The sequence below is a fragment of the Pseudomonas sp. 9Ag genome (assembly GCF_902506445.1).
In the GTDB taxonomy this organism is placed as follows: domain Bacteria; phylum Pseudomonadota; class Gammaproteobacteria; order Pseudomonadales; family Pseudomonadaceae; genus Stutzerimonas; species Stutzerimonas stutzeri_AB.
The window spans coordinates 289,704-315,577 of sequence record NZ_LR733836.1 but is presented as its reverse complement, the minus strand read 5'-3'; the positions used below and the strand labels follow the sequence as shown (position 1 = coordinate 315,577).

At 61.3% G+C, this 25,874-nt stretch carries 19 protein-coding genes; 7 read left to right on the top strand and 12 right to left on the bottom strand.

Annotated elements, in window-relative coordinates; translation table 11 throughout:
• Window positions 1–161 precede the first annotated feature (161 nt).
• Entirely contained in the window at window positions 162–2,807 is a 2,646-nt protein-coding gene (gene aceE / locus ALTERO38_RS01345) for a pyruvate dehydrogenase (acetyl-transferring), homodimeric type (RefSeq protein ID WP_159966991.1), read from the top strand.
• Window positions 2,808–2,831: 24 nt separating this feature from the next.
• The gene (gene aceF, locus ALTERO38_RS01340) at window positions 2,832–4,841 is read left to right on the top strand and encodes a dihydrolipoyllysine-residue acetyltransferase (protein WP_159966990.1); all 2,010 of its coding nucleotides are present in this window, start codon (window positions 2,832–2,834) and stop codon (window positions 4,839–4,841) included.
• A gap of 66 nt (window positions 4,842–4,907) precedes the next feature.
• On the opposite strand, the gene ALTERO38_RS01335 is transcribed toward aceF, so the two are convergent.
• Window positions 4,908–5,435, bottom strand: a complete 528-nt coding sequence (locus ALTERO38_RS01335) for a hypothetical protein (protein WP_159966989.1) — start codon at window positions 5,433–5,435, stop codon at window positions 4,908–4,910.
• A gap of 110 nt (window positions 5,436–5,545) precedes the next feature.
• On the opposite strand from ALTERO38_RS01335, the gene ALTERO38_RS01330 reads away from it, so the two are divergent.
• Window positions 5,546–8,221 (top strand): EAL domain-containing protein, encoded by a 2,676-nt coding sequence (locus ALTERO38_RS01330; protein ID WP_148925366.1) that lies wholly within the window; start codon window positions 5,546–5,548, stop codon window positions 8,219–8,221.
• Between the two features lie 94 nt (window positions 8,222–8,315).
• Window positions 8,316–8,963, top strand: a complete 648-nt coding sequence (gene msrA, locus ALTERO38_RS01325) for a peptide-methionine (S)-S-oxide reductase MsrA (protein ID WP_159966988.1) — start codon at window positions 8,316–8,318, stop codon at window positions 8,961–8,963.
• A gap of 526 nt (window positions 8,964–9,489) precedes the next feature.
• Here msrA and ALTERO38_RS01320 read toward each other — a convergent pair.
• The 10 genes from ALTERO38_RS01320 to bioB form a co-directional block, all read right to left on the bottom strand.
• Complete coding sequence (locus tag ALTERO38_RS01320; RefSeq protein WP_159966987.1) at window positions 9,490–11,268, bottom strand: acyl-CoA dehydrogenase C-terminal domain-containing protein; 1,779 nt, start codon at window positions 11,266–11,268, stop codon at window positions 9,490–9,492.
• 222 nt (window positions 11,269–11,490) lie between these two features.
• Window positions 11,491–13,284, bottom strand: a complete 1,794-nt coding sequence (locus tag ALTERO38_RS01315) for an acyl-CoA dehydrogenase C-terminal domain-containing protein (RefSeq protein ID WP_159966986.1) — start codon at window positions 13,282–13,284, stop codon at window positions 11,491–11,493.
• 155 nt (window positions 13,285–13,439) lie between these two features.
• Window positions 13,440–14,777, bottom strand: a complete 1,338-nt coding sequence (locus tag ALTERO38_RS01310; RefSeq protein ID WP_159966985.1) for a GGDEF domain-containing protein — start codon at window positions 14,775–14,777, stop codon at window positions 13,440–13,442.
• A gap of 115 nt (window positions 14,778–14,892) precedes the next feature.
• Window positions 14,893–16,698 (bottom strand): phenylacyl-CoA dehydrogenase, encoded by a 1,806-nt coding sequence (locus ALTERO38_RS01305; protein ID WP_159966984.1) that lies wholly within the window; start codon window positions 16,696–16,698, stop codon window positions 14,893–14,895.
• A 238-nt stretch (window positions 16,699–16,936) separates the two neighbouring features.
• Window positions 16,937–17,194: a hypothetical protein gene (locus ALTERO38_RS01300; protein WP_102837545.1), complete on the bottom strand. Its 258-nt coding sequence runs from the start codon at window positions 17,192–17,194 to the stop codon at window positions 16,937–16,939.
• Window positions 17,195–17,283: 89 nt separating this feature from the next.
• The gene (gene bioD / locus ALTERO38_RS01295; RefSeq protein ID WP_159966983.1) at window positions 17,284–17,982 is read right to left on the bottom strand and encodes a dethiobiotin synthase; all 699 of its coding nucleotides are present in this window, start codon (window positions 17,980–17,982) and stop codon (window positions 17,284–17,286) included.
• Entirely contained in the window at window positions 17,979–18,803 is an 825-nt protein-coding gene (gene bioC, locus ALTERO38_RS01290; protein ID WP_159966982.1) for a malonyl-ACP O-methyltransferase BioC, read from the bottom strand. The genes bioD and bioC overlap by 4 nt, the downstream gene beginning before the upstream one ends.
• Complete coding sequence (locus ALTERO38_RS01285) at window positions 18,800–19,522, bottom strand: alpha/beta fold hydrolase (protein ID WP_159966981.1); 723 nt, start codon at window positions 19,520–19,522, stop codon at window positions 18,800–18,802. Before ALTERO38_RS01285 ends, bioC begins: the two co-directional genes overlap by 4 nt.
• The gene (gene bioF, locus ALTERO38_RS01280; protein ID WP_159966980.1) at window positions 19,515–20,696 is read right to left on the bottom strand and encodes an 8-amino-7-oxononanoate synthase; all 1,182 of its coding nucleotides are present in this window, start codon (window positions 20,694–20,696) and stop codon (window positions 19,515–19,517) included. The genes ALTERO38_RS01285 and bioF overlap by 8 nt, the downstream gene beginning before the upstream one ends.
• 103 nt (window positions 20,697–20,799) lie before the next feature.
• Complete coding sequence (gene bioB / locus ALTERO38_RS01275; RefSeq protein ID WP_159966979.1) at window positions 20,800–21,858, bottom strand: biotin synthase BioB; 1,059 nt, start codon at window positions 21,856–21,858, stop codon at window positions 20,800–20,802.
• 93 nt (window positions 21,859–21,951) lie between these two features.
• Between bioB and ALTERO38_RS01270 the strand changes: the two genes are divergently transcribed.
• Both ALTERO38_RS01270 and ALTERO38_RS01265 read left to right on the top strand, forming a co-directional pair.
• Complete coding sequence (locus ALTERO38_RS01270; protein ID WP_159966978.1) at window positions 21,952–22,659, top strand: ComF family protein; 708 nt, start codon at window positions 21,952–21,954, stop codon at window positions 22,657–22,659.
• A gap of 67 nt (window positions 22,660–22,726) precedes the next feature.
• Window positions 22,727–23,701: a serine/threonine protein kinase gene (locus ALTERO38_RS01265; RefSeq protein ID WP_159966977.1), complete on the top strand. Its 975-nt coding sequence runs from the start codon at window positions 22,727–22,729 to the stop codon at window positions 23,699–23,701.
• A gap of 111 nt (window positions 23,702–23,812) precedes the next feature.
• On the opposite strand, the gene ALTERO38_RS01260 is transcribed toward ALTERO38_RS01265, so the two are convergent.
• Window positions 23,813–24,652: a 23S rRNA (adenine(2030)-N(6))-methyltransferase RlmJ gene (locus ALTERO38_RS01260; protein ID WP_159966976.1), complete on the bottom strand. Its 840-nt coding sequence runs from the start codon at window positions 24,650–24,652 to the stop codon at window positions 23,813–23,815.
• A 146-nt stretch (window positions 24,653–24,798) separates the two neighbouring features.
• On the opposite strand from ALTERO38_RS01260, the gene ALTERO38_RS01255 reads away from it, so the two are divergent.
• Window positions 24,799–25,842 carry a nitronate monooxygenase family protein gene (locus ALTERO38_RS01255; RefSeq protein WP_159966975.1) on the top strand — a complete coding sequence of 348 codons (1,044 nt, stop codon included), beginning with the start codon at window positions 24,799–24,801 and terminating at the stop codon, window positions 25,840–25,842.
• Window positions 25,843–25,874 lie beyond the last annotated feature (32 nt).

The following is a 25,874-nucleotide window of genomic DNA, read 5'->3' as shown; positions in this document are numbered from 1 at the left end:
ATACCCCAACAGGGGGCTGAATCGGTTGCGGTTTTGTAGTAAAACTACAGAGCCCGGCTCTACCCCCGGCACCACATCCAAGAACATATACGCACCGGCTCACAAAGCCGGCCGCGAAGCAGGCAACCGATTCTGGAAGCCTTTCCGCCCTGGAGCAAGCCATGCAAGATCTCGATCCCGTCGAAACCCAGGAATGGCTGGACGCCCTCGAGTCAGTTCTCGACCGCGAAGGTGAAGACCGCGCCCACTATCTCATGACCCGGATGGGGGAGCTGGCAACCCGTAGCGGCACCCCGCTGCCCTACGGCATCACTACGCCGTACCGCAACACCATCCCCGTCACCCGTGAAGCGAAAATGCCCGGCGACTTGTTCATGGAGCGTCGAATCCGCTCCCTGGTCCGCTGGAACGCGCTGGCGATGGTGATGCGTGCAAACATGAAGGACCCGGACCTGGGTGGACACATTTCCACCTTTGCCTCCAGCGCGACGCTCTATGACATCGGCTTCAACTACTTCTTCCAGGCTCCGACCGAAGAGCATGGCGGCGACCTGATCTATTACCAAGGTCACGCCTCCCCCGGCATCTATTCGCGCGCGTTCCTGGAAGGCCGCCTGAGCGAAGACCAGATGCTCAACTTCCGTCAGGAAGTGGATGGCAAGGGCCTGTCGAGCTACCCGCACCCGCACCTGATGCCGGACTTCTGGCAGTTCCCGACCGTGTCCATGGGCCTCGGGCCGATCACCGCGATCTACCAGGCGCGCTTCATGAAGTACCTGGAAAACCGCGGATTCATTCCGAAGGGCAAGCAGCGCGTCTGGTGCTTCATCGGCGACGGCGAGTGCGACGAGCCGGAAACCCTGGGTGCCATCTCCCTGGCCGGCCGTGAAAACCTCGACAACTTGGTATTCGTCATCAACTGCAACCTGCAGCGTCTCGACGGCCCGGTTCGCGGCAACAGCAAAATCATTCAGGAACTGGAAGGCGTGTTCAAAGGCGCCAACTGGAACGTCAACAAGGTCGTCTGGGGCCGCCTGTGGGACCCACTGTTCGCCGCCGACGAAGACGGCCGCATGCAGCGCCGCATGGACGAGGCAATCGACGGGGAGTACCAGAACTACAAGGCCAAAGATGGCGCCTACGTGCGCAAACATTTCTTTGGCGCCGACCCCGAGCTGCTCAAGCGTGTCGAGAGCATGTCGGATGAGGAAGTCTGGAAGCTCAACCGCGGCGGCCACGACCCCTACAAGGTTTATGCAGCCTACCACCAGGCGGTCAACCACAAGGGCCAGCCAACCGTCATCCTGGCCAAGACCATCAAGGGCTACGGCACCGGTGCCGGTGAGGCGAAAAACATCGCCCACAACACCAAGAAAGTCGATATCGACAGTCTGAAGAAATTCCGCGACCGCTTCGACATCCCGGTCAACGATTCGCAGCTCGAAGAACTGCCGTTCTACCGACCAGCCGAAGACAGCGCCGAGATGCGCTACCTGCGCAAGTGCCGCGAAAAGCTGGGTGGTTCGCTGCCGCAGCGCCGGCCGAAGAGCTTCAGCATTCCGACGCCGCCATTGGAAACGCTCAAGGCCGTACTCGACGGCTCCGGCGATCGCGAGATTTCCACCACCATGGCCTTTGGCCGCATTCTGTCCCAGCTGGTCAAGGACAAGGACCTGGGCAAGCGCATCGTGCCGATCCTCGCTGACGAGGCGCGCACCTTTGGTATGGAAGGCATGTTCCGCCAGCTGGGTATCTATTCCCCAGTGGGGCAGCTGTACGAGCCGGTCGACCGCGACCAGGTGATGTACTACCGCGAAGAGAAGGACGGCCAGATTCTTCAGGAAGGCCTGAACGAAGCCGGTGCATTCTCCTCGTTTATCGCAGCCGGTACCGCTTACAGCAACTACAACCAGCCAATGCTGCCGGTCTACATCTTCTACTCGATGTTCGGCTTCCAGCGGATCGGCGACCTGGCCTGGGCGGCGGGCGATGCACAGACCCGTGGCTTCCTGCTGGGCGGCACCGCGGGCCGTACCACGCTGAACGGCGAAGGCCTCCAGCATGAGGACGGTCACAGCCACATCCTCGCCAGCACCATCCCCAACTGCCGCAGCTATGACCCCACCTACGGCTACGAGCTGGCGGTGATCATGCACCACGGCATGCACGAGATGATGGAGCTGCAGAAGAGCGTCTATTACTACATCACGGTGATGAACGAGAACTACCAGCAGCCAGCCATGCCGCAGGGTGTCGAGGAAGGCATTCTCAAAGGCATGTACCTGCTCGAAGAAGCCAAAGGCGACTTCAAGCACCGCGTGCAGCTGATGGGCTCGGGCACCATCCTGCGCGAGGTACGCGCCGCGGTGGACATCCTCGCCAAGATGGGCGTGGGCGCTGACGTCTGGAGCGTGACCAGTTTCAACGAGCTGCGCCGCGATGGCCTGGCGGTGGACCACTGGAACCGCTTGCACCCAACCGACGAACCCCGCAAGAGCTATGTCGAGCAGTGCCTGGAAGGCCGCGAAGGTCCGGTCATCGCGTCCACCGACTACATGAAGCTGTTCGCCGATCAGATTCGCCAGTGGGTTCCGTCGCGTGAATACCAAGTGCTGGGCACCGACGGCTTCGGCCGCAGCGACTCGCGCGCCAAGCTGCGTGACTTCTTCGAAGTCGACCGTCGCTGGGTCGCGGTCGCTGCCCTGCAGGCACTCGCCGCTCGCGGCGCCATCGAACGCACGGTCGTGGCCAACGCCATCACCGAGTTCGGTATCGACCCCGAGAAGCGCAATCCTCTGGATTGCTGATGCGTGCGCACAGGAGAACCTATTGTGAGTGAAACCATACGCGTACCCGACATCGGCAGCGGTGAGGGTGAAGTAATCGAGTTGTTCATCAAGGTCGGCGACCGTATCAAAGCCGACCAGAGCATCCTGACGCTCGAATCCGACAAGGCCAGCATGGAAATTCCGGCGCCCAAGGCGGGCGTGGTGAAAGCCTTGAAGGTCAAGCTCGGCGACCGCCTGAAAGAAGGTGATGAGCTGCTGGAGCTTGAGAGCGAAGAAGAACAGACCAGCGAGGCGCCGGCGCAAGCCGCTGCCGAGCCAGCCGGTGCCAGCAGTGGCGGTGCGACTGATGAAGCCGAAGCACCTACACCAGCGGGCGATGACAACGCATCGGCTTCCGCCGACGAAGGCGAATCGCAAGAGATCAAGGTTCCGGACATTGGCTCTTCCGGCAAGGCCAGCGTGATCGAAATCTCAGTGAAGGCCGGTGACACCATTGCCGCCGAGCAGCCGCTGATCACCCTGGAATCCGACAAGGCGAGCATGGAGATCCCCTCTCCCGCCGCCGGCGTGGTCGAAAGCATATCGGTCAAGGTGGGCGATGAAGTCGGCACTGGCGATCTGATCCTGATTCTCAAGGGTGAGGCGGCGAGCAAGCCAGCCGCGGCCAGCCCTGCCCCCGCAGGCCAGGCGCCAAGTGCACCCAAGGAAAAGCTTAGCGAGCAGGCGACTGAAGAGCCCGCCGAAGCAGCTGGCGGATCCGTGGAGGAAGTACGGATTCCGGACATCGGCTCCAGCGGCAGCGCCAAGGTTATCGAAGTCATGATCAAGGCCGGCGACAGCGTCGAGGCTGACCAGTCGCTGATCACCCTTGAATCGGACAAGGCCAGCATGGAGATTCCCGCGCCCAAGGCTGGCGTGGTGGAGTCCCTGTCGATCAAGGTCGGTGATGATGCCAAGACCGGCGACCTGATCCTGACCCTGAAGGTGGCTGGCACAGCGCCGGCGAAGAAGGCCGAAGCCAAACCGCAGGAAGCAGCCCCGCAACAGCAGGCAGTCGCGCCGAACAAGCAAGGCGTACCTGAATCTAGAGCGGCCGCTGCCCCTGCTCCGGCCGTGAGCGGCCCAAGCAAGGCCGGCGCCAAGGTACATGCCGGCCCTGCGGTCCGCATGACTGCACGGGAGTTCGGTGTCGAATTGGCCGATGTTCCTGGCACCGGGCCGAAAGGACGGATCCTCAAGGAAGACGTGCAGGCCTACGTCAAGAATATGATGCACAAGGCCAAGCAAGCGCCGGCCGCGGGTGCTACCGGTGGCGCGGGCATTCCGCCGATACCGGAGGTCGATTTCAGCAAGTTTGGCGAAGTCGAAGAAGTGCCAATGACCCGGCTAATGCAGGTGGGCGCTGCCAATCTGCATCGAAGCTGGCTCAACGTCCCGCACGTGACCCAGTTCGAGTCATCCGACATTACCGAAATGGAAGCCTTCCGCGTTTCGCAAAAGGCTGTCGCCGAGAAAGCAGGCGTCAAACTGACCGTGCTGCCGCTGCTGCTCAAGGCCTGTGCACACCTGCTTAAGGAACTGCCGGAGTTCAATGCCTCGCTAGCCCCTAGCGGCAAGGCTGTGATCCGCAAAAAGTACGTGCACATCGGTTTTGCCGTCGATACGCCTGACGGCCTGCTGGTGCCGGTAATCAAGAACGTCGATCAGAAGAGCCTGTTGCAACTGGCAGCCGAGGCAGCTGAGCTCGCCGAGAAGGCACGCACCAAGAAGCTGTCGCCCGACGCCATGCAGGGCGCCTGCTTCACCATCTCCAGCCTCGGCCACATTGGCGGCACCGGCTTCACGCCAATCGTCAACGCGCCGGAAGTGGCGATCCTCGGTGTCTCCAAGGCGACCATGCAGCCGGTGTGGGATGGCAAGGCCTTCCAGCCTCGCCTGATGTTGCCGCTGTCGCTGTCCTACGACCACCGCGTCATCAACGGCGCCGCAGCGGCGCGCTTTACCAAGCGCCTGTCCGAGCTGCTGGCGGACATCCGCACGATGCTGTTGTGATCCGATGAGTTACAAAAAACCCGCCTTCAGGCGGGTTTTTTGTCTGTGAGATAACGCTAAACGTCCTTAGCCCTTCTGCAGATTGCGGAACAGGAACGACAGCGCCTTCGCCAGCTCCTCGGCCCCCTTGGGGTCACGGAGGATGGTCAGCCATGGTTCGCCGCCCGCTGCGCCGACGAAAGTGCAGGCCACGCCTTGCGGCGGGCACTGGTACTGAATGTAGGGGTCCATGCCGAACACCGAGAACCCACGGTTACGTACAGCGACGTTGCCGGACGCATCGCGGCGCTCCTCACGAATACGCAACTCGCCAGGCGCTCCAGCGCTGAGCTGGTATTCGAGATCCTCTGGGTTGGCTTGCCCGACTTGATAGGCCGCACGCAATCCATAGGTTTTAAGCAGCGCATTGCTGTGCGCAAGCAGGGCTTTTCGTTCGTTCTGGGTGAGATAAAGCGTCTTGAGCTCGCCCAGATAGCGGGACGATTCATCCGAGCCCAGGGTATTTGGCTCGGCAGCCTTGAGCTGTCCGCTGGTGATCAGGAAAATCGAGATTAACAGTAACTTTGATAGCCGACTTGTCAGTCCCTGCTGCATGATGCACCCTTGCGGTAATTAATATTATTTAGCCATCGCCACGCCATAGAAAGCGTCTAAGCTGCGGCTAACGAAGCGACTCCCGCAGCATACTGGAAGCAAACCGCTCGATGAAAATACATACCGATGCCGCCAGCCGTTTGGCGACCGAGGTTGTGACGCAGTTGCCAGTGCCTTCGAGGCTGGGCATGCTGCGTTTCGAGCGTTTGAACGAATCCAGCTGGGCCCTGCTGTTTCTCGATCCCGCCTGCGAGCGTTACCTGGGCCAACCAGCGCAGGATCTCTGCTCTCTCATCGACTCGCCTTACGCCAGCCTCATGGAGCCGCAGGCTCGCCTTAAACTTCATGACGTCGTGCAGGCGCAGCTGGCAACCCTGGGCCACTACTCCATTCGTTACTGCCTACACACCTACGGTGGGCCGCTGGACATGTTGGAGATCGGCGAACTCTGCCAACAGTATGGTCGAGAATTGGTGCGTGGCTACCTGATTGTCGAACCCCATGCAGAGCGGGCCTCCCCGGCCCTGGAATCCGAGAACGCAAAGTTACGGTCGACGCTGGAGTTTTATCAGCAGGCCCAGGATGAGCACCTCGAGCACCTGATTCGCTCCCGTGCTCAACAGAGCCTTATTGTGCGCCTGGCACGGCACCGTTACAGCGCAGCTGACCCACAGCTCGAAGCAGCCCAGCTGATCACCCAGGCCGCCAGCGAAGCCTATGGGATTGCTCGGGCCTCGATATGGCATCTGAAGGGAGATCAGCTAGAGGCTATTGCGGCCTACTGCCGCGACAGCGGCAGTTTGGAATACCCGTCATCACTGAACATATCGGCTTGCCCGCGTTATATGGACGCGCTGCACAGTGGACGAGTGATCGACGTGCAAAACGTTGCCGAAGACACCCGCACAGCGGAACTCACGCAGTCATTCTTCAAGCCACGAGGCATCACGTCGATCCTTGACGCAACGATCCGGGTGGGTGGGGAAGTTTTCGGCGTGCTCTGCCTGGAACACTCCGGCTGCGTCAGGGTCTGGCATGCCGATGAGGTAGCGTTCGCTGGCGAACTGGCCGATCAGTACGCTCAAGTACTGGCCAATCAGCAGCGCGTCAGTGCCACTCACACCCTGCACCTCTTCCAACGCGCCGTCGAACAGAGTGCAAGCGCGTTCATCCTGGTCGACCGTGACGGCATCGTCGAATACGTGAACCCGAGCTTCACCTCCATCACCCAGTTTTCAGCCGATGAAGTGCGTGGTCGCCGCCTGGCGGACCTGACTGCATTGGAAAACCTCAGCGAATTGCTTTTTGACACCTCATCGGCGTTGTCACAGAGCAACAGCTGGCAGGGCGAATTCCGAAGCCGCCGCAAAAATCTGGAGCCTTACTGGGGGCAGCTGTCGATTTCCAAGGTATTTGGCGAAAGCGGTGAGCTCACGCATTACATCGGCATTTACGAAGACATCACGCAGAGCAAGCTGGCGCAGCAGCACATCGAACGCCTGGCCTATACCGATAACTTGACCAGCCTCGGAAATCGTCCGTTTTTCATCCGCAGCATCGAGGAGCGTTTCGCCGCCAGCAAAGATCCTCAGCTGTGTCTGTTGCTGGTGGATATCGACAACTTCAAGCGCATCAATGACAGCCTCGGGCACCAGACCGGTGACAAATTGCTCGCCAGCCTGGCTCGCCGTTTGCGCAATAGCCTCAACCGCGACAGCGTGCTCGCGCGCTTTGCCAGCAACGAATTTGCCCTCCTACTCGACAACATGGACTTGGAAGAGGGCCAGCTGCTGGCGCATCAAGTGTTGCGCATACTCGACAAACCCCTGTTCGTCGACAAGCAGCTGATCAGCGTCAGCGCCTCCCTCGGCCTGGCCTGCTCGCCTCTGCATGGCCGTGATCCAGAGACACTGATGAAACACGCCGGCCAAGCCCTGCACAAGGCCAAGGCCAACGGCAAGAATCAGGTACAGGTGTTTACCGAAGCCTTGCATGCCGAGGCCAACTACAAGTTGTTCGTCGAAAACAATCTGCGCCGTGCGCTGGTGCAGAATGAGCTTGAGGTCTTCTATCAACCCAAGCTCTGTCTGCGCAGCGGTCGGCTGCAAGGCCTGGAAGCGCTGCTGCGCTGGAACCATCCGGAAAAAGGCATGATTCGCCCAGATCAATTCATCGGCGTTGCCGAAGAAACCGGGCTGATCATCCCGATAGGCAAGTGGGTTGCACGTGAAGCGTGCAAGATGGGACTGCAGCTGGCAGCGTTGGGTATCGGCACACCGCAGGTCGCGATCAACCTTTCACCCAAGCAGTTCTCAGACCCCGACCTGGTCGGCTCTATCGCCGCCATTCTCTCCGAAGAACAGCTGCCGCCGGACCGCCTGGAGCTGGAATTGACCGAAAGCCTGCTGCTCGAAGCGACCGAAGAGACCCGCCAGCAACTGTTAGGCCTCAAGGCCCTCGGGGTCACGCTGGCCATGGACGACTTTGGTACCGGCTATTCCTCGCTGAGCTACCTGAAGAAATTCCCCATCGACGTGATCAAGATCGACCGCAGCTTCATCAAGGACATCCCGGTTAACCAGGACGATATCGAGATCACCTCAGCGGTCATTGCCATGGCTCGCAACCTTAATCTGAAGGTGGTTGCGGAAGGCATCGAGACGGTCGAGCAGCTGAACTTCCTGCGCCATCAGCGCTGCGATATCGGGCAGGGCTACCTGTTCGACAAACCCATCCCCGGCGACCAGCTACTGACCTCGCTACGCCGATACCCACACTGGCTCTAACGGTCTGCGCCTACCGTCCAGGCACGCGCGCGTTGGATTTGTCAGCTTGGTAGCCTAGGCTAGCTGAAAACCTGCCCAAGGCATGAGGACCACAATGACCCTGCGCTCGCAAATTCTCGTTCATAAACAAGCGCTACCTGATGCGGGACAAGCCCTGCCCGGACGCGCCACACCCGTCCCGGTACCCGAAGCCCACTTCGTCAGCGGCAACCCGCTGCAACCACCTTTCCCGGCGCACCTGCAGCAGGCCATGTTTGCCATGGGCTGTTTCTGGGGAGCCGAGCGACGTTTTTGGGAGCAGCCCGGTGTTTGGACAACCGCGGTGATCTATGCCGGCGGCCACACGCCAAACCCCACCTACGAAGAAGTTTGCTCCGGCCTCACCGGGCACACTGAAGCCGTGCTGGTGGTCTTCGATCCCCAGCAGATCTCCTATGGTGACCTGCTCAAGCTGTTCTGGGAGGCGCACAACCCTACACAGGGCATGCGCCAAGGCAACGACATTGGCACTCAGTACCGCTCGGCGATCTATTGCTTTACCGAGGCTCAACTCGAAATGGCACGCGATAGCGAAGCGCGCTTTCAGACAGAACTGAACAAGCACGGGTTGGGCAGCATCACCACAGAGATTGGCGATCTGCCAGCGTTCTACTACGCCGAGGCCTATCACCAGCAATATTTGGCGAAAAACCCAGGCGGATACTGTGGGCTGGGAGGCACCGGCGTCTGCATGCCGGCCTGAAGCGACACGGCGTCGATGACTGACTGATGGTCATTAGGCGCCAAACCAGGGAGCACGGATTGTTAGCGGCTTGTGTGACGCCGTTGCGCCAGATCGCCTGAGCCTCAGGCGAAACTCGGTTGGAGCTAGTCGATAGAAACTCGAATCATTGAGAATTCAATGACTCAGGTAACGCCTGGTTTCTGCTGTATGAAAAAAGAAAACCCCGCCGAAGCGGGGCCTTTGCAGACTGTAACCGACATCCGTGACTTACGCCTTCCTGGCGTCGTTCCGCTACGCGTCCGTTTTGTGGCTGAAGCGCTTCCCTACGCAGCGTCCATGGCGGAAAAGACTACCGATCGGTCAGAGAAACCTGTAGTAGCAGTTCGCACCACGACTTGTAAGCATTCACTTACACACAAACCTTTTCTTGGCGTTGCGTGTAAGCGATTGACTACAAGCGAAGCAGATCTATGACTGAGGCAATGGCACATTGTCCCCAAAGATGGCCAATTAATTTCAATATGCCTTCACGGATTAAGCTTTTTTAGAACTGCGCAGCATCCAGCAAATACAACGATTCACTGCCGGCCCGTACGGTGGCGCTCAACGAGTGGATGCGAGGCAGCAGTCGTGCGAAATAGAACCGCGCGGTGCCTAGCTTGCTGGCATAGAAGTCGTCCTGGGCCTCTTTGCCCAGTGCGGCTTCAGCCATCCGGGCCCACATATAGGCGTAAGCCGTGTAACCGAACACATGCAGATATTCGACCGAGGCCGCACCGATCTCGTTGGGATTGCGCTTCGCGCTGTCGATGACAGAGGCGGTGAGCGCGTCAAGGTTCTCCAGTGCTGCTTTCAGAGGGGCCGTGAACTCTTCAAGCTCACTGCCCGCTGCTGCACAGAAGCCGCGGATTTCTTCGGCAAACGCGCTGTAAAGCTCACCACCACTGCCCACAACCTTACGTCCAAGCAGGTCCAGCGCCTGGATACCATTGGTACCTTCGTAAATCTGGGTGATCCTGCAGTCGCGCACCAGCTGCTCCTGCCCCCACTCACGAATGAAGCCGTGGCCGCCAAACACCTGCTGACCATGGACAGTGGTCTCCAACCCCATGTCGGTGAGGAACGCCTTGGCAACTGGCGTTAGCAGAGCCACCTGCGCCTCGGCACGCTCGCGGGCTTCGACGTCATCGCTGAACTTGGCGATGTCCAGTTGAAGCGCCACGTAACTGGAAAAAGCGCGGCCACCTTCATTCAGCGCTTTCATCGTCAACAGCATACGGCGCACGTCCGGATGCACGATGATTGGGTCGGCGGCCTTTTCTTGCGCTACCGGACCAGTCGGCGCGCGACTTTGGATACGCTCACGCGCGTACTCAATGGCGCTCTGATAGGAACGCTCGCCCGTGGCCAATCCCTGGATACCCACGCCTAGACGCTCATAGTTCATCATGGTGAACATCGCTGCCAGGCCCTTGTTCGGCTCGCCGACCATCCAACCGGTGGCCCCGTCAAAGTTCATGACGCAGGTGGCCGAGGCCTGGATGCCCATCTTGTGCTCGATCGAGCCGCAGCCGAGGCTGTTGCGCTCACCAAGGCTGCCGTCTTCGTTGACCATCACTTTGGGGACCAGGAACAACGAGATACCGCGTGAACCTGCCGGCGCATCGGGCAGCTTGGCCAGTACGAGGTGTATTATGTTCTCGGTGAGATCGTGCTCACCACCGGTGATGAAGATCTTGGTGCCGCTGACCTTGTACGATCCGTCCGCCTGCGGCTCGGCCTTGGTGCGAATGATGCCCAGATCGGTACCAGCGTGTGGCTCGGTCAGGCACATGGAGCCGGACCAGACACCGGCATACATGTTCGGCAGGTACTTCTGCTTCAGCTCTTCGCTGGCATGGGCGTAAATGGACAGGCAGGCGCCGGAGGTCAGCATGGGGTACAAACCGAACGCCAAGCTGGCCGAGTTCATCATCTCCTCGACCTGCGCCGAGATTGCTTTCGGCATACCCATGCCGCCGTAGGCTGGGTCACCGCCTACACCGACCCAACCGCCTTCAGCATAAAGGCGATAGGCCTCCGGGTATCCCGCCGGGGTGGTTACCGCGCCGTCGACCCAGCGGCAGCCTTCCTCATCACCACTGCGGTTGAGGGGCGCAATGGAATTGGCAGTGATCTTGCCCGCCTCCTCGAGGATGGCTTCGGCGGTTTCCGCATCGACGACTTCCGCCAGCGCTGGCATCGTCTGCCAGAGCTTCGGGGCGTCGAAGACTTCGTTTAGGACGAAACGCATGTCGCGCAGCGGTGCTTTGTAGTCAGCCATGGAAAGGACCTCGCAGAAAACATGTCACCCGGCCGATTGGCCGCAGCAGTTTCGCGAGTCTAACTGAAGACCAATCGGCGCCCGAAGCGTCTTTAAATGACTGACCGGTTCCCATCTCGACGCTTAAGGCAGACTTGCTGGTGCGCCCACCATCCACGAGGCCCAGCTGATATCGCCCATAAAAAAGCCCGCACGAGGCGGGCTAAAGAGTTTGCTGATGGATCAGAAAGCGAATTGGTCAGCGGCCAGCTTCATCAGGCTGGCACTACCGGCCTCGATGGCTGCTTTGTGGGCTGCGGTGCGCGGCAGCAGGCGAGCAAAGTAGAACTCGGCAGTGGTCAGCTTCGACTGATAGAAGGCCGCATCGCTGCCCGCCTCGTCGAGCCGGCCCTGTGCCACTACGGCCATGCGCAGCCAGAAGTAGCCGAGAATCAGGTAGCCGCAGTACATCAGGTAGTCGACCGAGGCCGCGCCAACTTCGTCAGGGTTCTTCATCGCGGCCATGCCGATTCGGGTGGTGATCTCGCCCAGCTCGCGATTCAGGCCAGCCAGCTGCGTGACGTATTGCTGCAGCTGAGGATGCTGCGCGTTAGCCTCGCAGAACTTGTGTACCTGCTTGGTGAAACCAAGCATCAGCTTGCCCTGGCTGCCGAGCACCTTGCGGCCCAGCAGATCGAGTGCCTGAATGCCGTTGGTACCTTCGTAGATCGGCGCGATGCGGCAATCCCGCACCAGCTGTTCCATGCCCCACTCTCGAATGTACCCGTGGCCGCCAAATATCTGCATGCCGAGATTGGTCACTTCCAACCCCGTGTCGGTCATGAAGGCCTTGCAGATAGGGGTGAGAAACGCGAGCAGATCCTCGGCTTCCTTGCGCTTGTCGGCGTCCGGGCTGTGTATTTGATCGAGCAACTGCGCGGTGAAGTAGGCCAGGGCTCGGTTGCCCTCGTTGAACGCCTTCATGGTCAGCAGCATGCGTCGCACATCGGGGTGCACGATGATTGGGTCGGCAGGCTTCTCGGGAAACTTCGCCCCGGTCAGTGCGCGCATCTGCAAACGCTCGTTGGCGTATTGGATGGCGCCTTGGAAGCTCGCCTCGCCACTGCACAAGCCCTGCATGCCGGTGCCAAGCCGAGCATGATTCATCATGGTGAACATGCAGTTGAGACCCTTGTTGGGCTCACCGATGAGGAAACCCTTGGCACCATCAAAGTTGATCACGCAGGTCGCCGAGGCCTTGATTCCCATCTTGTGCTCGATGGAGCCACAGGCGACAGCGTTGCGCTCGCCCGCTTCTCCGGTCGCGTCAGGCAGGAACTTGGGCACGATGAACAGTGAAATACCCTTGGTTCCGGCCGGGGCGTCGGGGAGTTTCGCCAGAACCAGATGCACGATGTTCTCGCTCATGTCGTGCTCGCCGGCGGAGATGAAGATCTTCGTGCCGCTGATCGCATAGCCGCCATCAGCCTGCGGTACCGCACGGGTCTTGATGATGCCCAGATCCGTGCCGCAATGAGATTCGGTGAGGCACATGGTGCCGGTCCAGCGGCCCTCGGTCATGCGCGTCAGGTAGGCCTGTTTTTGCTGGTCGGTACCGTGGGCGGCTATCGCAGCCATGGCGCCATGGGTCAGCCCCGGATACATCCCAAAGGAGGTATTCGCCGAGCCGACCATCTCGCCGACCACCAGCCCCAGCGAGTGAGGCAGACCTTGACCGCCATAGGTAGGATCCGAGGCAAGGCCCATCCAGCCGCCTTCAGCATACTGCGCAAAGGCTTCCTTGAAGCCCTTCGGGGTCACTACCACACCGTCGTCGAAATGGCAGCCTTCCTCGTCACCGCTTCGGTTAAGTGGCGCAAGGACCTGCTCGCAGAACTTGGCGCCCTCTTCGAGGATGGCGCTGACCGTGTCAGGCGTCGCGTCTTCTGCACCGTTGGCCGCGTAGCTGCCATGAAAGTCGAACACTTCGTCGATCAAAAAGCGCATATCACGCAGGGGAGCCTTGTAAGCGGGCATATCGTTCTCCAGAACAGCACAGTGCATTGTTATGCCGCCACGCTACTGTCAGATCGACCCGCTCGCCATCACATTGCAGGCGCTGAATGCGCCGCCATAACCGCCGGCTGCCCCACCGATCGCACCGTCAACACCGGCTGTTTTCCAGCTGCGCCCTAGCCGTCGGCGCTCACCTCTTTCAACGTACGCATCGCACCGCGGCGGTTCTCTCCATGCGATCGGATGCAGTTGCGCCCTGCACCTTTGGCGCTATAAAGCGCCTGATCGGCCTTCTTGATGACTTCCTCGGGGCTGCGCTGCGTCATCAGGCGCTCGGCGACGCCGATGCTGATGGTCACCGAGACCGCGGCTGCCGAAGCGACACCGCGGCGCTGCCGCCCCTGCTCCGCATCCTTTGGCCGGCTGGACTTGTCGCGCAGCTGCAGTGGATAGCTCTCGACGGCCTGCCGCACGGCTTCAAGATGCGGCAGGCAATGCGCCAGCTCACGCCCAGGAAATACCAGCGCAAACTCTTCGCCCCCGTAGCGATAGGCACGACCACCGCCACCGACCTTGCGCAACCGGCTCGCAACGAGGCGCAGCACTTCGTCCCCCACGTCGTGTCCGTGGGTGTCGTTGAAGGCCTTGAACCGATCGACGTCAGCCATGGCGATTACATAGTGACGCCCCAGGCGCTGCAGCCGTTCGTTCAGGGCGCGACGGCCAGGCAGGCCGGTCAACTCGTCACGAAACGCCATTTGATAGGCCTCCTGGGCAATGGAGACCACCAGCACCAGCATCATCAAGCTGCTCAAGACGTTGAGCGCACCGGGTCGACTGAATACCTGAGGCAGCATCAGGAGCAGGCCGATCAGCGCAATCAACTGCGCCGCGTGCACTGGCCGTGGCCGCCGCAGGTACTGCGCCAGCACCCCGAGTATGGCGATCAGAAATACTGGATAGGCCAGCTGGATCAATTGCAGCCAGTCAGCCTGCAATGACGGCCAGCGAACGTCCGTCAGCCAGTCGAGCACCCCCGCAGGGAAGCGCCGCGCCAAAGCCAGCGCCAGGACCGAGACGGCAAATACGACAGCGAGCCGTGCCAGACCGTCCTGCAACAGATGTGCACGCTCTTGCCAAAGGGCATACAGACCGTAGAGCGCCGGCAAGAGAAGACTGCACAGGTGGAACGTGAGTGCAGCCTCTGGCAGAAGCGCGCCGGTGAGCCGGTAATGGTCGACCTGGGTATCGAGTAGGAAATAGACGATATAAACCGTCAGCAGCAGAAAGGTCTCCCGAACCCGCGCATAGGCGATGCAGAAGGCCCCACCTAGCAACAGCAACACGGTGGGCAGCACATTGAACAGCGACGTGAAGAACTCATTCAGCGTCGGTTGACGCGCAGCGACAAGCCCTCCGGCCAATAACGTCAGGGGTGCATAGAAATGACTGAAGCGAGCTGGACTCAGACGAGGCACGGCGGTTCCGGTAACGCCCGTGAGGAAAGCAGGCATTCTGCCTGCACTTGATGACAGGTTCACCCACGAGGTGAACAACAATGACTTGCATAGCGAAAAACAGACAAAAAAAACCGCTGCCGTAGCAGCGGTTTCTTTTTTGCGAGAGACCTTAGTAGGCCAGCTCGAAGTGCGCTTCATCCATGTCCATCAGGTTGTCAGCTCCGGACAGCATGGTTTCAACGTGGGTGCGGGTGCGCGGCAGGATGCGCTGGAAGTAGAAACGCGCCGTCTGCACCTTGGCGGTGTAGAAGCCATCCGCGTCTTCGCCAGCTGCGATCTTTTCCGAAGCCAGGCGCGCCATGTCGGCCCAGAAGTAGGCCAGGCAGGCATAACCGCAGTACATCAGGTAGTCCACCGAAGCGGCACCGACTTCTTCGCGGTTCTTCATCGCGGCCATGCCGACCTTCATGGTCAGGTCGCCCCACTCCTTGTTCAGCTTGGCCAGCGGCTCGACGAACTGCTTGACCGCCTCGTTGCCCTCATTGGCCTGGCAGAACTTGTGCACGACCTTGGTGAAGCCTTTCAGCGCCTCGCCCTGGGTCATTAGCACCTTGCGGCCCAGCAGGTCGAGCGCCTGGATGCCGGTGGTACCTTCGTACAGGCAGGAGATACGGCTGTCGCGAACGTTCTGCTCCATGCCCCACTCGGCGATGAAGCCGTGACCACCGTAGATCTGCACGCCATGGTTGGCCGCTTCAAAGCCAACTTCGGTCATGAAAGCCTTGGCGATCGGCGTCAGGAACGCCAGCATTGCATCGGCAGCCTTGCGCTGCTCTTCATCCTTGCTGCGCTGGGTGATATCCACCTGCTTGGCAGCGAAGTAAAGCATTGCACGGTTGCCTTCAGCGAAGGCCTTCATGGTCAGCAGCATACGGCGTACGTCCGGATGCACGATGATCGGGTCAGCGGCTTTCTCAGGAGCTTTCGGGCCGGTCAGCGAACGCATCTGCAGGCGCTCACGCGCATACTTGATGCCACCCTGGAAACCGATCTCGGCGTGAGCCAGGCCCTGCAGAGCAGTACCCAGGCGGGCCGTGTTCATGAAGGTGAACATGCAGTTCAGGCCCTTGTTCGGCGGGCCGATCAGGAAGCCGGTGGCAGCGTCGAAGTTCATCACGCAAGTAGCATTACCGTGGATGCCCATCTTGTGCTCGAGCGAGCCACAGGACACACCATTGCGCTCGCCTACGCCGCCTTCGGCGTTCGGCAGGAACTTCGGCACGATGAACAGCGAAATACCCTTGGTGCCTTGCGGCGCATCGGGCAGGCGAGCCAGAACGATATGGACGATGTTGTCGGCCATGTCGTGTTCGCCAGCAGAAATGAAGATCTTGGTGCCTGAAACCTTGTAGCTGCCGTCAGCCTGAGGCTCGGCCTTGGTGCGCAGCATGCCCAGGTCGGTGCCGCAATGCGGCTCGGTCAGGCACATAGTGCCGGTCCACTCGCCGGACACCAGCTTGGTCAGATAGGCCTGCTGCTGCTCGGGCGTGCCGTGCTCGTGCAGGGTGTTCATGGCGCCATGAGACAGGCCGGGGTACATGCCCCAAGACCAGTTGGCTTCGCCGACCATTTCGCTGATGGCCATGCCCAGCGATTCAGGCAAGCCCTGACCACCGTGCTCGACATCATGGGCGAGGCTCGGCCAGCCGCCTTCCACGAACTGCTGATAAGCCTCTTTGAAGCCGGTGGGCGTCTTCACGCCGCTCTCGCTCCAGGTACAACCTTCGGTGTCGCCTACTCGGTTGAGGGGTGCAATCACCTGCTCACAGAACTTGGCGCCTTCATCAAGGATGGCGTTGACCATGTCCGGGGTGGCGTCTTCACAACCCGGAAGGCTTTGGTAGTGCGCTTCGTAGCCGAGCAATTCGTCACGTACAAAGCGGATATCGCGCAAGGGGGCCTTGTAGTCAGGCATATCGTAAACCTCAGCGGTGGGTTCTTGATTCAGGTGGCCGACAGATCAGCCACGCTTGATTTGATTGGACCATCCGGCATCGCCCCGGCAGGTCAAACAGGCGTTTGAAACATACGTTTAGGCCTGAACGATGTCAAGCAGTGCCCATGACGCCATTCGTCGGCATCTGAATAACCATAGACAGGGGTAACGGTGCCCGAGATCGGGCGAGACGGCCGGCCAGACAGGCCGGCGCAGGTCAGGCTTTGGTGTTGACCAAGGTGCCGAGTACTTCGTCGGCAGTCTGCAGAAGGCGGACGCCGGCTTTGGCTTGATGCTCACCCACTTTCATCTGAACCAGTTGCTCGGTCAGCTCGACCGTGTCAGCCACGGCCTGAGAGGTTTGAGCAGCCGGCAGTGTGCGATCAGCCACGACGCCACTGGCCTGGTCAACTCGCTGCTGTCCGGCTTGGTACGCGCCAAGGCCGGCAGATAAAAGGCTGTTGTTGATCTGCATGATTCAACCCCTCTGAGATCACATAGCTATCATTGATACCAGAGCCGCTCCGCTGACGCCAGTTCCACGTCGCTATAACAAACGCGTGTTCACGCCCTGGACGGCATGAGCCGGAGCGCTGACAGGTCGAGGTAGCGCGCAACCTCGGCCGGGCTTGCAGTCGCCAAGCGCGGCACCCGGCCGAGGCATGATGCCTCAAGGCGCTGCTCCAAGGTCGCGAGATTTTCCTGCAACCGTGAGGTGGCAGGATCGACGATGTTGGCGACCCAGCCTGCCAGCCTAAGTCCATCTCGCTCGATGGCCTCGGCGCTGAGCAGCGCATGGTTGATACAGCCAAGGCGCACGCCGACCACGAGGATGACCGGGAGGCTGAGCGCTATGGCGAGATCGGAAAGTATTTCGTCTCCTGCCAGCGGAACGCGCCAACCACCTGCGCCTTCCACCAGAGAGAACTGAGCGTGCAACGCCAACACTCGACGAACCGGCTCGGCCAGCGCCGCGACAGTCAGTTCGACACCAGCCTCGCGAGCGGCCAGGTGCGGCGCTATCGCCGGCTCGAAGGCCATGGGATTGACCTGTTCGTAGCGCAGCGGCAGTGTGCACTCACCGAGCAGCGCCAGCGCGTCGCTGTTGCGCAGGCCGTTGGCCGTGATTTCGCAACCGGATGCCACAGGCTTCGCCGCCGCGGTACTGAGACCGGCCAGCCGCGCCGCATGTAGAAGCCCGGCAGCGATGGTGGTCTTGCCGACCTCGGTGTCTGTGCCTGTGACGAAATAAGCCACGGTCATGTCATTTCCTTGCGCAACACGCCATACACAACCTGATAGGTCGCTGGGAGCCCGCTCGGCGTACGGAACCGCTCGTAGGCATCGATCAGCGCACGAATACGTGCGCGACCGGTCAGCCCGCCCGGACGGCCAGGGTTCAGATTATGTGCGCCGAGCGCTTTGAGTTCGTGGGTCAGCTGCCGCAGCTCGGCGAAATGCAGCACCTCCGGCTCGACCTCCAACCGCTCCAGCTGCAAACCACTGTGAGTGCAGTGATGCTGGTACGCGCCGAACGAACGAAAGCGATTCACATGAGCAAAACCGTCCACCGCCTGCCAGCTGTCGCGTAACTCTTGCAGCGTGCCACTGCACAGACTGCTGAAGGCGAACACACCACCAGGACGCAGCACCCGCTTCGCCTCGCCGACTACGGCGGAGAAGTCTTCACACCACTGAAGTGCCAAGCTCGAAAAGATCAGATCCACCGACGCATCACGCAGCGGCAAGCATTCGGCATCGCCAGCGATGAAACGGCTCGCTCCGCCCTGAGGTCGGGCGTGGCGCAGCATGCCTTCGGCAATATCCAGCGCGATGCCCTCGCCAACAGGGAAACGGCTCGCAAGGCTTCGAGAGAAATAGCCGGTGCCACATCCCAGGTCGAGCCAGCGCGCCGGCGCCGTTGAGCATGGCAAACGCTCGATCAGCGTGTTACCGACCGTGCGCTGCAGCTCGGCCACGGCGTCATAGCTGGACGCAGCGCGGGAGAATGACGCCGCGACCTGACGTTTGTCAGGCAGGGCGCTTTCCGTCTCCAACGTCGGTGCCGTGGCCGCATCCGTCATTTCGCTCTGCCCTTGATGAATGCCGCGATGGTTGCCGCCACGTCATCCGGCCGCTCCAGCGGCAGGGCATGACTGGTCGACGCGATCAGTTCGGCTTCGATCCCCGGCATCCAGCGTCGAAGTGCGTCACAGGCCGTCGAGGGCACCAACGCGTCGCCACCGGCGAACAGGTGCAATTGCGGTCCGAAATAGCCGTGCAACGCGCCGCGTCCGTCCAGCTCAGCGAGCAACTGCAAGCCTGCATCGAGCACAGCCGGCGCTGAATCGGACTGGCTGACCTCCAGCTGACGGGCCAGCGTTCGCGGATCGTAGCCACCGCGACTGCAGAGCAGACGGAAACGTTTCAGTGTTTCCTCGGGATCAAGCCGGAACGCCTCTTGAAAGGCGTCAAAAATATCCGGCGCCATGCCCTCGGGCCATTGTGGTCGAGCGCGGAAGCACGGGTTGCTGGCGATGGTGACCAGCCCACGGCAGGAATTCACGCGCCGCGCTGCGAGCTGCGACGCCAGCATCCCGCCCAACGACCAACCGGCCAACCAGCTGTCATCGGGTACACGGCGGTCGAGTTCATCCAGCCAGGCACCGGCCTCGGCAAGCTCCGGCAAGGGCTCGATGATTACATCGAGATCCGGCGCAAGCTCTGACAAAGCCTCGCACAAAGGCTGCAACGCAGCCGGGCCAAACGCCCATCCGGGCAGCAAAAACAGCTGATCAGGCATTTGCTTCAGGCTCCTCGGCCATTCGATTCCAGCATTCGGCCAGGATATCCAAGAGTCGTTCCACCTGCGCTTCGCTATGCGACGCGCTGAAGGTCACCCGCAGCCGAGCACTGCCGGCAGGCACGGTTGGCGGGCGAATGGCACCGACCAGAATCCCGCGCTCGCGCAACGCCGCCGAAAGCTTCAGGGCCCGCTCGCTGCTACCGATGAGAATCGGCTGGATTGGCGTCGGGCTGTCCATCAAGGTCAGGCCGATCTCGGCGGCGCCCTGGCGGAATCGTGCAATCAAGCCGTTCAGATGATCTCGACGCCAGCCCTCGCTGCGCAACAGCTCCAGACTTTTCAGCGTGGCGCAGGCCACCGCAGGCGGCTGGCTAGTGGTGTAGATGTAGGGACGTGCAAACTGGATCAGCGTTTCGATCAGGTCCTCGCTGCCCGCTACGAAGGCCCCAGCGGTGCCGAAGGCCTTGCCGAGCGTGCCGACCAGCACTGGCACGTCATCAATGCCCAGGCCGAAATGCTCGACAATGCCGCCGCCGGTCTTGCCCAACGGGCCGAAGCCGTGGGCGTCGTCCACCATGACCCACGCATTCTTGGCGTTCGCAGTCGCGCAGATCACGGGCAGGTCAGCCAGATCACCGTCCATGCTGAATACACCGTCAGTGACCACCAGCGTGTCGCCGGTGGCCTTGCCCAGGCGCTTGGCCAGGCTGTCCGCATCGTTGTGCAGGTAACGGGAGAAGCGCGCGCCGCTGAGCAAGCCGGCGTCGAGCAGCGACGCATGATTGATCCGGTCCTCCAGCACCGTATCGCCCTGCCCCACCAGCGCGGTGACGGCTGCGAGGTTGGCCATATAACCGGTGGAGAACAGCAGCGCCCGCGGTCGACCGGTGAACTCGGCCAGCGCCTCTTCGAGCTGGTGATGCGGTGTGCTGTGCCCCATGACCAGATGCGAAGCACCGCCGCCCACGCCCCAGCGCTCGGCGCCCTGCTGCATAGCGCGGATCACATCAGGGTGGCTGGCCAGCCCGAGATAGTCGTTGGAGCAGAACGCCAACAACGGTTCGCCATCGACCGTCACCTCCGGCTGCTGCGGTGTTTCCAGCAACGGGCGATGGCGATAGAGATGGGCGGCGCGGCGCTCGGCGAGACGTGAAGCAAGATCGAACGGCATGGCAGAGGGCTTCTGTAGGAGCCAGCTTGCTGGCGAACCTGTAGCCGCGCCGATGCATCGGGAGCTTCGCGGCTACAGGGGTCGTACTTTTCGTTGGCGCTACTCAGGCCGACGCGGCGTCGTAAAACAGCTTGCTGTCACGTTGCTCGACCAGCGCCTGCTCGATGGCAGCCTGATGCACTTCGTCGTCGTGCTCTTCGCGCGCTTCGGGCTGAATGCCCAGACGCTTGAACAGCAGCATGTCCTTGTCGGCCTGCGGGTTACCGGTGGTCAGCAACTTCTCGCCATAGAAAATCGAGTTGGCGCCGGCGAGGAAGGCCAGGGCCTGCATCTGCTCGTTCATCTGCTCGCGACCGGCGGACAGCCGCACGTGGGATTTCGGCATCATGATCCGCGCCACGGCAAGCATACGAATGAAGTCGAAGGGATCGACGTCCTGCTCCTCGGCCAGCGGCGTGCCCTTGACCTTCACCAGCATGTTGATCGGCACCGACTCGGGATGCTCGGGCAGGTTGGCCAGTTGAATCAGCAGGCCAGCGCGGTCGTTCAGCGACTCGCCCATCCCGAGGATGCCGCCTGAGCAGATCTTCATTCCCGACTCGCGTACGTAGCTCAGCGTCTCCAGACGGTCGGCATAGGTGCGGGTGGTGATGATGTTGCCGTAGAACTCCGCCGAGGTATCGAGGTTGTGGTTGTAGTAGTCCAGACCCGCGGCAGCCAGTGCCTTGGTTTGCTCCTGATCGAGCTTGCCGAGCGTCATGCAGGTTTCCAGCCCCAGGGCTTTCACGCCTTCAACCATTTTCAGGACGTAAGGCATGTCCTTCGCGGACGGATGCTTCCAGGCTGCACCCATGCAGAAGCGCGTCGAGCCGATGGCCTTGGCTTCGGCAGCCGCTTCCAGGACCTTCTGCACTTCCATCAGCTTTTCTTTATCGAGGCCGGTGTTGTAGTGGCCTGACTGCGGGCAGTACTTGCAGTCTTCCGGACAGGCGCCGGTTTTGATCGACAGCAATGTCGAAACCTGGACGCGGTTGGCATCGAAGTGCTGGCGGTGCACGCCCTGAGCCTGGAAGATCAGGTCATTGAAGGGTTGTTCGAAGAGCGCCTTGACTTCAGCGAGGCTCCAGTCGTGACGGGTAACGGAAGCGGCAGTGGCGCTCATGAGTAATCCTTGTAATGAATGGCGGCTCGGTGGCCAGGCACGGATGCGAAATGGTTAGCCAAGGCCGAGGCGCTGTCAACCAGGAAAGGAATCATGGTTTACAACTGGTTAACTATTGAGCATTGCTGCGCGCTGTGTGATGAGCGCTGTGAAACCGGTCAATCGGTTTGCGGTCCCTGCGAAGCCGAGCTTCCCTGGCTGCGCGAGCACTGCTCCCGTTGCGCCTTGCCATTGCCGACCTCCGGACTGATCTGCGGCGAATGTCTGAAGCGACCGCCCGCGTTCGACCAGGTCAGCGTGCCGTGGCGCTTCGCCTTTCCGGTAGACGCCCTGATCACCCGCTTCAAACACCAATCCCAGTGGCCACTCGGCCGACTGCTGGCAGAGCAGCTCTCACGTCATTTGCAGCATGCGTTCGATGAGGGTTTACCGCGTCCCGACGCCTTGCTGCCGGTGCCCCTGGCCCGCAAACGCTTGCGTCAACGCGGCTTCAATCAAGCGAATATGATCGCCGACTGGCTGAGCACTGCATTGGTGATCCCGGTCGATACGAAGATTCTGCAGCGAGTCCAAGACACCCAGTCGCAACAGCAGCTCGATGCGGCGAGTCGGCGCCGAAACCTGCGCCAGGCGTTTGCTCTGAGTGACGACCGGAGCCTGACTGGCCGTCATCTGGCGATCATCGACGATGTGCTTACCACGGGCGCAACCGCCGAGGCACTGGCCCGCCTGCTCAAGCGCGCTGGCGCGGCACGTGTGGATGTCTATTGCCTGGCGCGAACACCGAAGCCTGGCGAGTAGCAAGGCACTGCGCGGTTGTGTAAACACACCAGTGCAATACACTGGTTGCCCGCCTGCGGAGCCGACTATGAGCCACCCCTTCGACACGCTTACGCCTGACCTTGTGCTCGATGCGGTGGAAAGCACCGGCTTTATCAGCGACGCCCGCGTACTGGCATTGAACAGCTACGAAAACCGCGTCTATCAAGTGGGCATCGAGGACGAAACACCCATCGTGGCGAAGTTTTATCGCCCAGGCCGTTGGAGCAACGAGGCCATTCTCGAAGAGCATCAGTTCTCCAAGGAACTGGCTGATCGGGAGATTCCGGTCGTGGCACCATTCGAGCGTGATGGCAAAACCCTGTTCGAGCATGCTGGTTTTCGCTTTGCGCTGTTTCCGCGCCGCGGCGGCCGCGCCCCGGAGCCGGGCAATCTGGATCAGCTCTACCGCCTCGGCCAGCTGCTGGGTCGCATGCACGCGGTCAGCGCCAGCCGCCCGTTCGAACACAGGGAAACGCTGAACGCCCAGCATTTCGGCCATGAGTCGCTGGCGACGCTGCTTGAAGGGGATTTTGTGCCCAAGAGTCTGCTACCGGCTTACGAGTCGGTGGCGCGCGACCTGCTGAAGCGCGTCGACGATGTCTTCGCCCGCACCGAGTTTCAGCCGATCCGCCTGCATGGCGACTGCCACCCCGGCAACATCCTCGCCCGTGACGATGCGTTTCACCTGGTCGATCTGGACGATTGCCGCATGGGGCCGTCGGTGCAGGACATCTGGATGATGCTGGCCGGCGAGCGTCACGAACGCCTCGGGCAGCTGTCTGAACTGGTGGATGGCTACAGCGAATTCCACGACTTCGCCCCACGCGAACTGCCGCTGATCGAAGCCTTGCGCGCGCTTCGCCTGATGCATTACAGCGCCTGGCTGGCGCGCCGCTGGGATGATCCGGCTTTCCCGATGAGCTTTCCCTGGTTCGGCACCGAACGCTACTGGGGTGATCAGGTGCTGATCCTCCGTGAGCAGATGTCGGCGCTGCAGGAAGAGCCGCTAAAGCTGTTCTAGCTGCAGCCTTGATCACCGAGCGACTGGCGCATCCTACGACGCTCGGGGCGCTCCTCCGATGGGCTGAAGCCCACCCTACAGACACCGTTTCGTAGGGTGGATCACGCCGCATCAGGCCTCTTCGATCAGCCAATCAAGCCGCCAGCCGCCCTCGCTCTGGCCTAGCAGCTTGGCCAGCCAGGGCAGCAGCTCGCGCAGTTCCTCTTCCAGCCCCCACGGCGGATTGCTGATCGCAAGGCCGGAGCCGTTCAGTCGCAGCGCCTCGTCGGTGGGATGGACGAACAGCTCAGCACGCAGCAGCTTGGGTGCGCCGCTGCGTGACAGGTCCTGATAGAAGCGCTTGAGCTGACGCTCATCCTTGATTGGATACCAGATCACGCCGATGGTCTGGCGCATACGCCCCAGCGCTTCTTTCAGCGCTGTCACGCAGCGGCTCAGCTCGTCGGCCTGCTCGAAAGGCGGATCGATCAGCAGGACGACGCGTTTTTCGGCAGTCGGCATCAAGGCGCGTGGCACGTGCCAGCCCTCCCCCAGGTGCACCGCCACGCGGCGGTCGCCTGTCATGTTGTCTTTCAGCAGGCGGCCGTCTTCCGGGTGCTTCTCGTTGAGCTGCAGGTGATCCTGCGGGCGCGTCAGCTGTCGTGCCAGCTCCGGTGAGCCGGGGTAGTAACGCAGGGTGCCGTCGGGATTGAGCGCACGAATCACGTCCAGATAGCCCTGCGCCATAGCCGGCACATCCTCTGCCTGCCACAGGCGGGCGATGCCCTGCAGCCATTCGCCGGTGCGGCTGGCCTGGTCGCCGGCGAGGTCATACAGGCCGACGCCAGCGTGGCTGTCGAGGTAGGCGAACGGCGCCTCCTTGCGAGCCAGCATGGCGAACAGACGGGACAACACGAGGTGTTTGAAGACGTCGGCGTGATTGCCGGCGTGGAAAGCGTGGCGGTAGTTCATCGGGTACTCCTGAAGTGCGCACAGTCTAACTGCGCAGTGCGGCGATTCGCAGGGCCTCGCTAAGCTGAGACGCAACCTGAGAGGCGAATCCACGACAAACGGCTGATACAGTCAGCAGTCTCGCCCAGCCGCTCAAAGGAATTCCGATGGATATCCGCACCTTCTTCGAGATCAGCCTACCCGTGATTCAGGCACCGATGGCCGGCTCGCAGAACCATCAGCTCGCAGCAGCAGTATCCAACGCCGGCGGGCTGGGTTCGATTCCAGCCGGCATGCTCAATGCAGAGACGCTTGATGCTGAGCTGGCCGCTATCGCAGCACTGACGCGCAAACCCTACAACGTGAACTTCTTCTGTCATCAGACGCCTGCCGACCACGCCTCACGAACCGAGGCCTGGCTGGCAGCGCTGGCGCCTTACTTGAAAGAACTCGCCATCGACCCGGCGAGCATCCCCAGCGGCGCAACCCGCAAGCCGTTCGATGCTGCAATGGCGGAAGTGGTGGAGCGGCATCGTCCGCCGGTGGTCAGCTTCCACTTCGGCCTGCCAGCGCCAGACCTGCTGCAGCGCGTTAAAGCAACCGGTGCGAAGATTCTATCCAGCGCCACGACGCTGGAAGAAGGCCGCTGGCTGCAGGCGCAAGGCGTCGATGCGGTAATTGCCCAAGGCGTTGAAGCGGGCGGGCATCGCGGCATGTTTCTCAGCGAAGACATCAACGGGCAGCTCGGCACCTTTGCCTTGCTGCCACAGCTGGTTGCCGCGCTGGACGTGCCGGTGATCGCGGCCGGCGGGGTTGCGAGTGCTCGCTGCGTATCCGCCGCACAGGCACTTGGCGCAGCGGGGGTGCAGGTTGGCACCGCTTATCTGCTGTGCGACGAAAGCCGCGCCAGTCCGCTGCACCGCCAGGCTTTGCAGAGCCCTTCTGCCGAGCACACTGTGCTGACCACCTTGTTCTCCGGACGGCCCGCGCGGGGCATCGTCAATCGCCTCATCCGCGAACTGGGCGCACGGCCAGACGCCGTGCCGGCGTTTCCGCTGGCAGGCAATGCTATCGGCAGTTTGCGCGCCGCTGCTGAGCCTCAAGGCCTTGATCACTTCTCACCGCTGTGGGCCGGGCAGAACGTCAGCGGTTGTCAGCCGATCCCGGCGGCACAGCTGACCGAAACGCTTGCATCCGGATGGAAAAGTTAGGCGACAATCAGGGCGGCGCCAGGCGTCGGAGC

Bases quoted from the DNA above. Each gene is read 5' to 3' on its own strand.
- bioC (WP_159966982.1), bottom strand. From the start codon at position 18,803: ATGACGGATGCGGCCACGGCACCGACGTTGGAGACGGAAAGCGCCCTG.
- ALTERO38_RS01320 (WP_159966987.1), bottom strand. From the start codon at position 11,268: ATGGCTGACTACAAAGCACCGCTGCGCGACATGCGTTTCGTCCTAAAC.
- bioB (WP_159966979.1), bottom strand. From the start codon at position 21,858: ATGAGCGCCACTGCCGCTTCCGTTACCCGTCACGACTGGAGCCTCGCT.
- bioF (WP_159966980.1), bottom strand. From the start codon at position 20,696: ATGCCGTTCGATCTTGCTTCACGTCTCGCCGAGCGCCGCGCCGCCCAT.
- ALTERO38_RS01330 (WP_148925366.1), top strand. From the start codon at position 5,546: ATGAAAATACATACCGATGCCGCCAGCCGTTTGGCGACCGAGGTTGTG.
- ALTERO38_RS01305 (WP_159966984.1), bottom strand. From the start codon at position 16,698: ATGCCTGACTACAAGGCCCCCTTGCGCGATATCCGCTTTGTACGTGAC.
- msrA (WP_159966988.1), top strand. From the start codon at position 8,316: ATGACCCTGCGCTCGCAAATTCTCGTTCATAAACAAGCGCTACCTGAT.
- ALTERO38_RS01315 (WP_159966986.1), bottom strand. From the start codon at position 13,284: ATGCCCGCTTACAAGGCTCCCCTGCGTGATATGCGCTTTTTGATCGAC.
- ALTERO38_RS01255 (WP_159966975.1), top strand. From the start codon at position 24,799: ATGGATATCCGCACCTTCTTCGAGATCAGCCTACCCGTGATTCAGGCA.
- ALTERO38_RS01270 (WP_159966978.1), top strand. From the start codon at position 21,952: ATGGTTTACAACTGGTTAACTATTGAGCATTGCTGCGCGCTGTGTGAT.
- aceE (WP_159966991.1), top strand. From the start codon at position 162: ATGCAAGATCTCGATCCCGTCGAAACCCAGGAATGGCTGGACGCCCTC.
- ALTERO38_RS01260 (WP_159966976.1), bottom strand. From the start codon at position 24,652: ATGAACTACCGCCACGCTTTCCACGCCGGCAATCACGCCGACGTCTTC.
- ALTERO38_RS01265 (WP_159966977.1), top strand. From the start codon at position 22,727: ATGAGCCACCCCTTCGACACGCTTACGCCTGACCTTGTGCTCGATGCG.
- ALTERO38_RS01285 (WP_159966981.1), bottom strand. From the start codon at position 19,522: ATGCCTGATCAGCTGTTTTTGCTGCCCGGATGGGCGTTTGGCCCGGCT.
- bioD (WP_159966983.1), bottom strand. From the start codon at position 17,982: ATGACCGTGGCTTATTTCGTCACAGGCACAGACACCGAGGTCGGCAAG.
- ALTERO38_RS01300 (WP_102837545.1), bottom strand. From the start codon at position 17,194: ATGCAGATCAACAACAGCCTTTTATCTGCCGGCCTTGGCGCGTACCAA.
- ALTERO38_RS01310 (WP_159966985.1), bottom strand. From the start codon at position 14,777: ATGCCTGCTTTCCTCACGGGCGTTACCGGAACCGCCGTGCCTCGTCTG.
- ALTERO38_RS01335 (WP_159966989.1), bottom strand. From the start codon at position 5,435: ATGCAGCAGGGACTGACAAGTCGGCTATCAAAGTTACTGTTAATCTCG.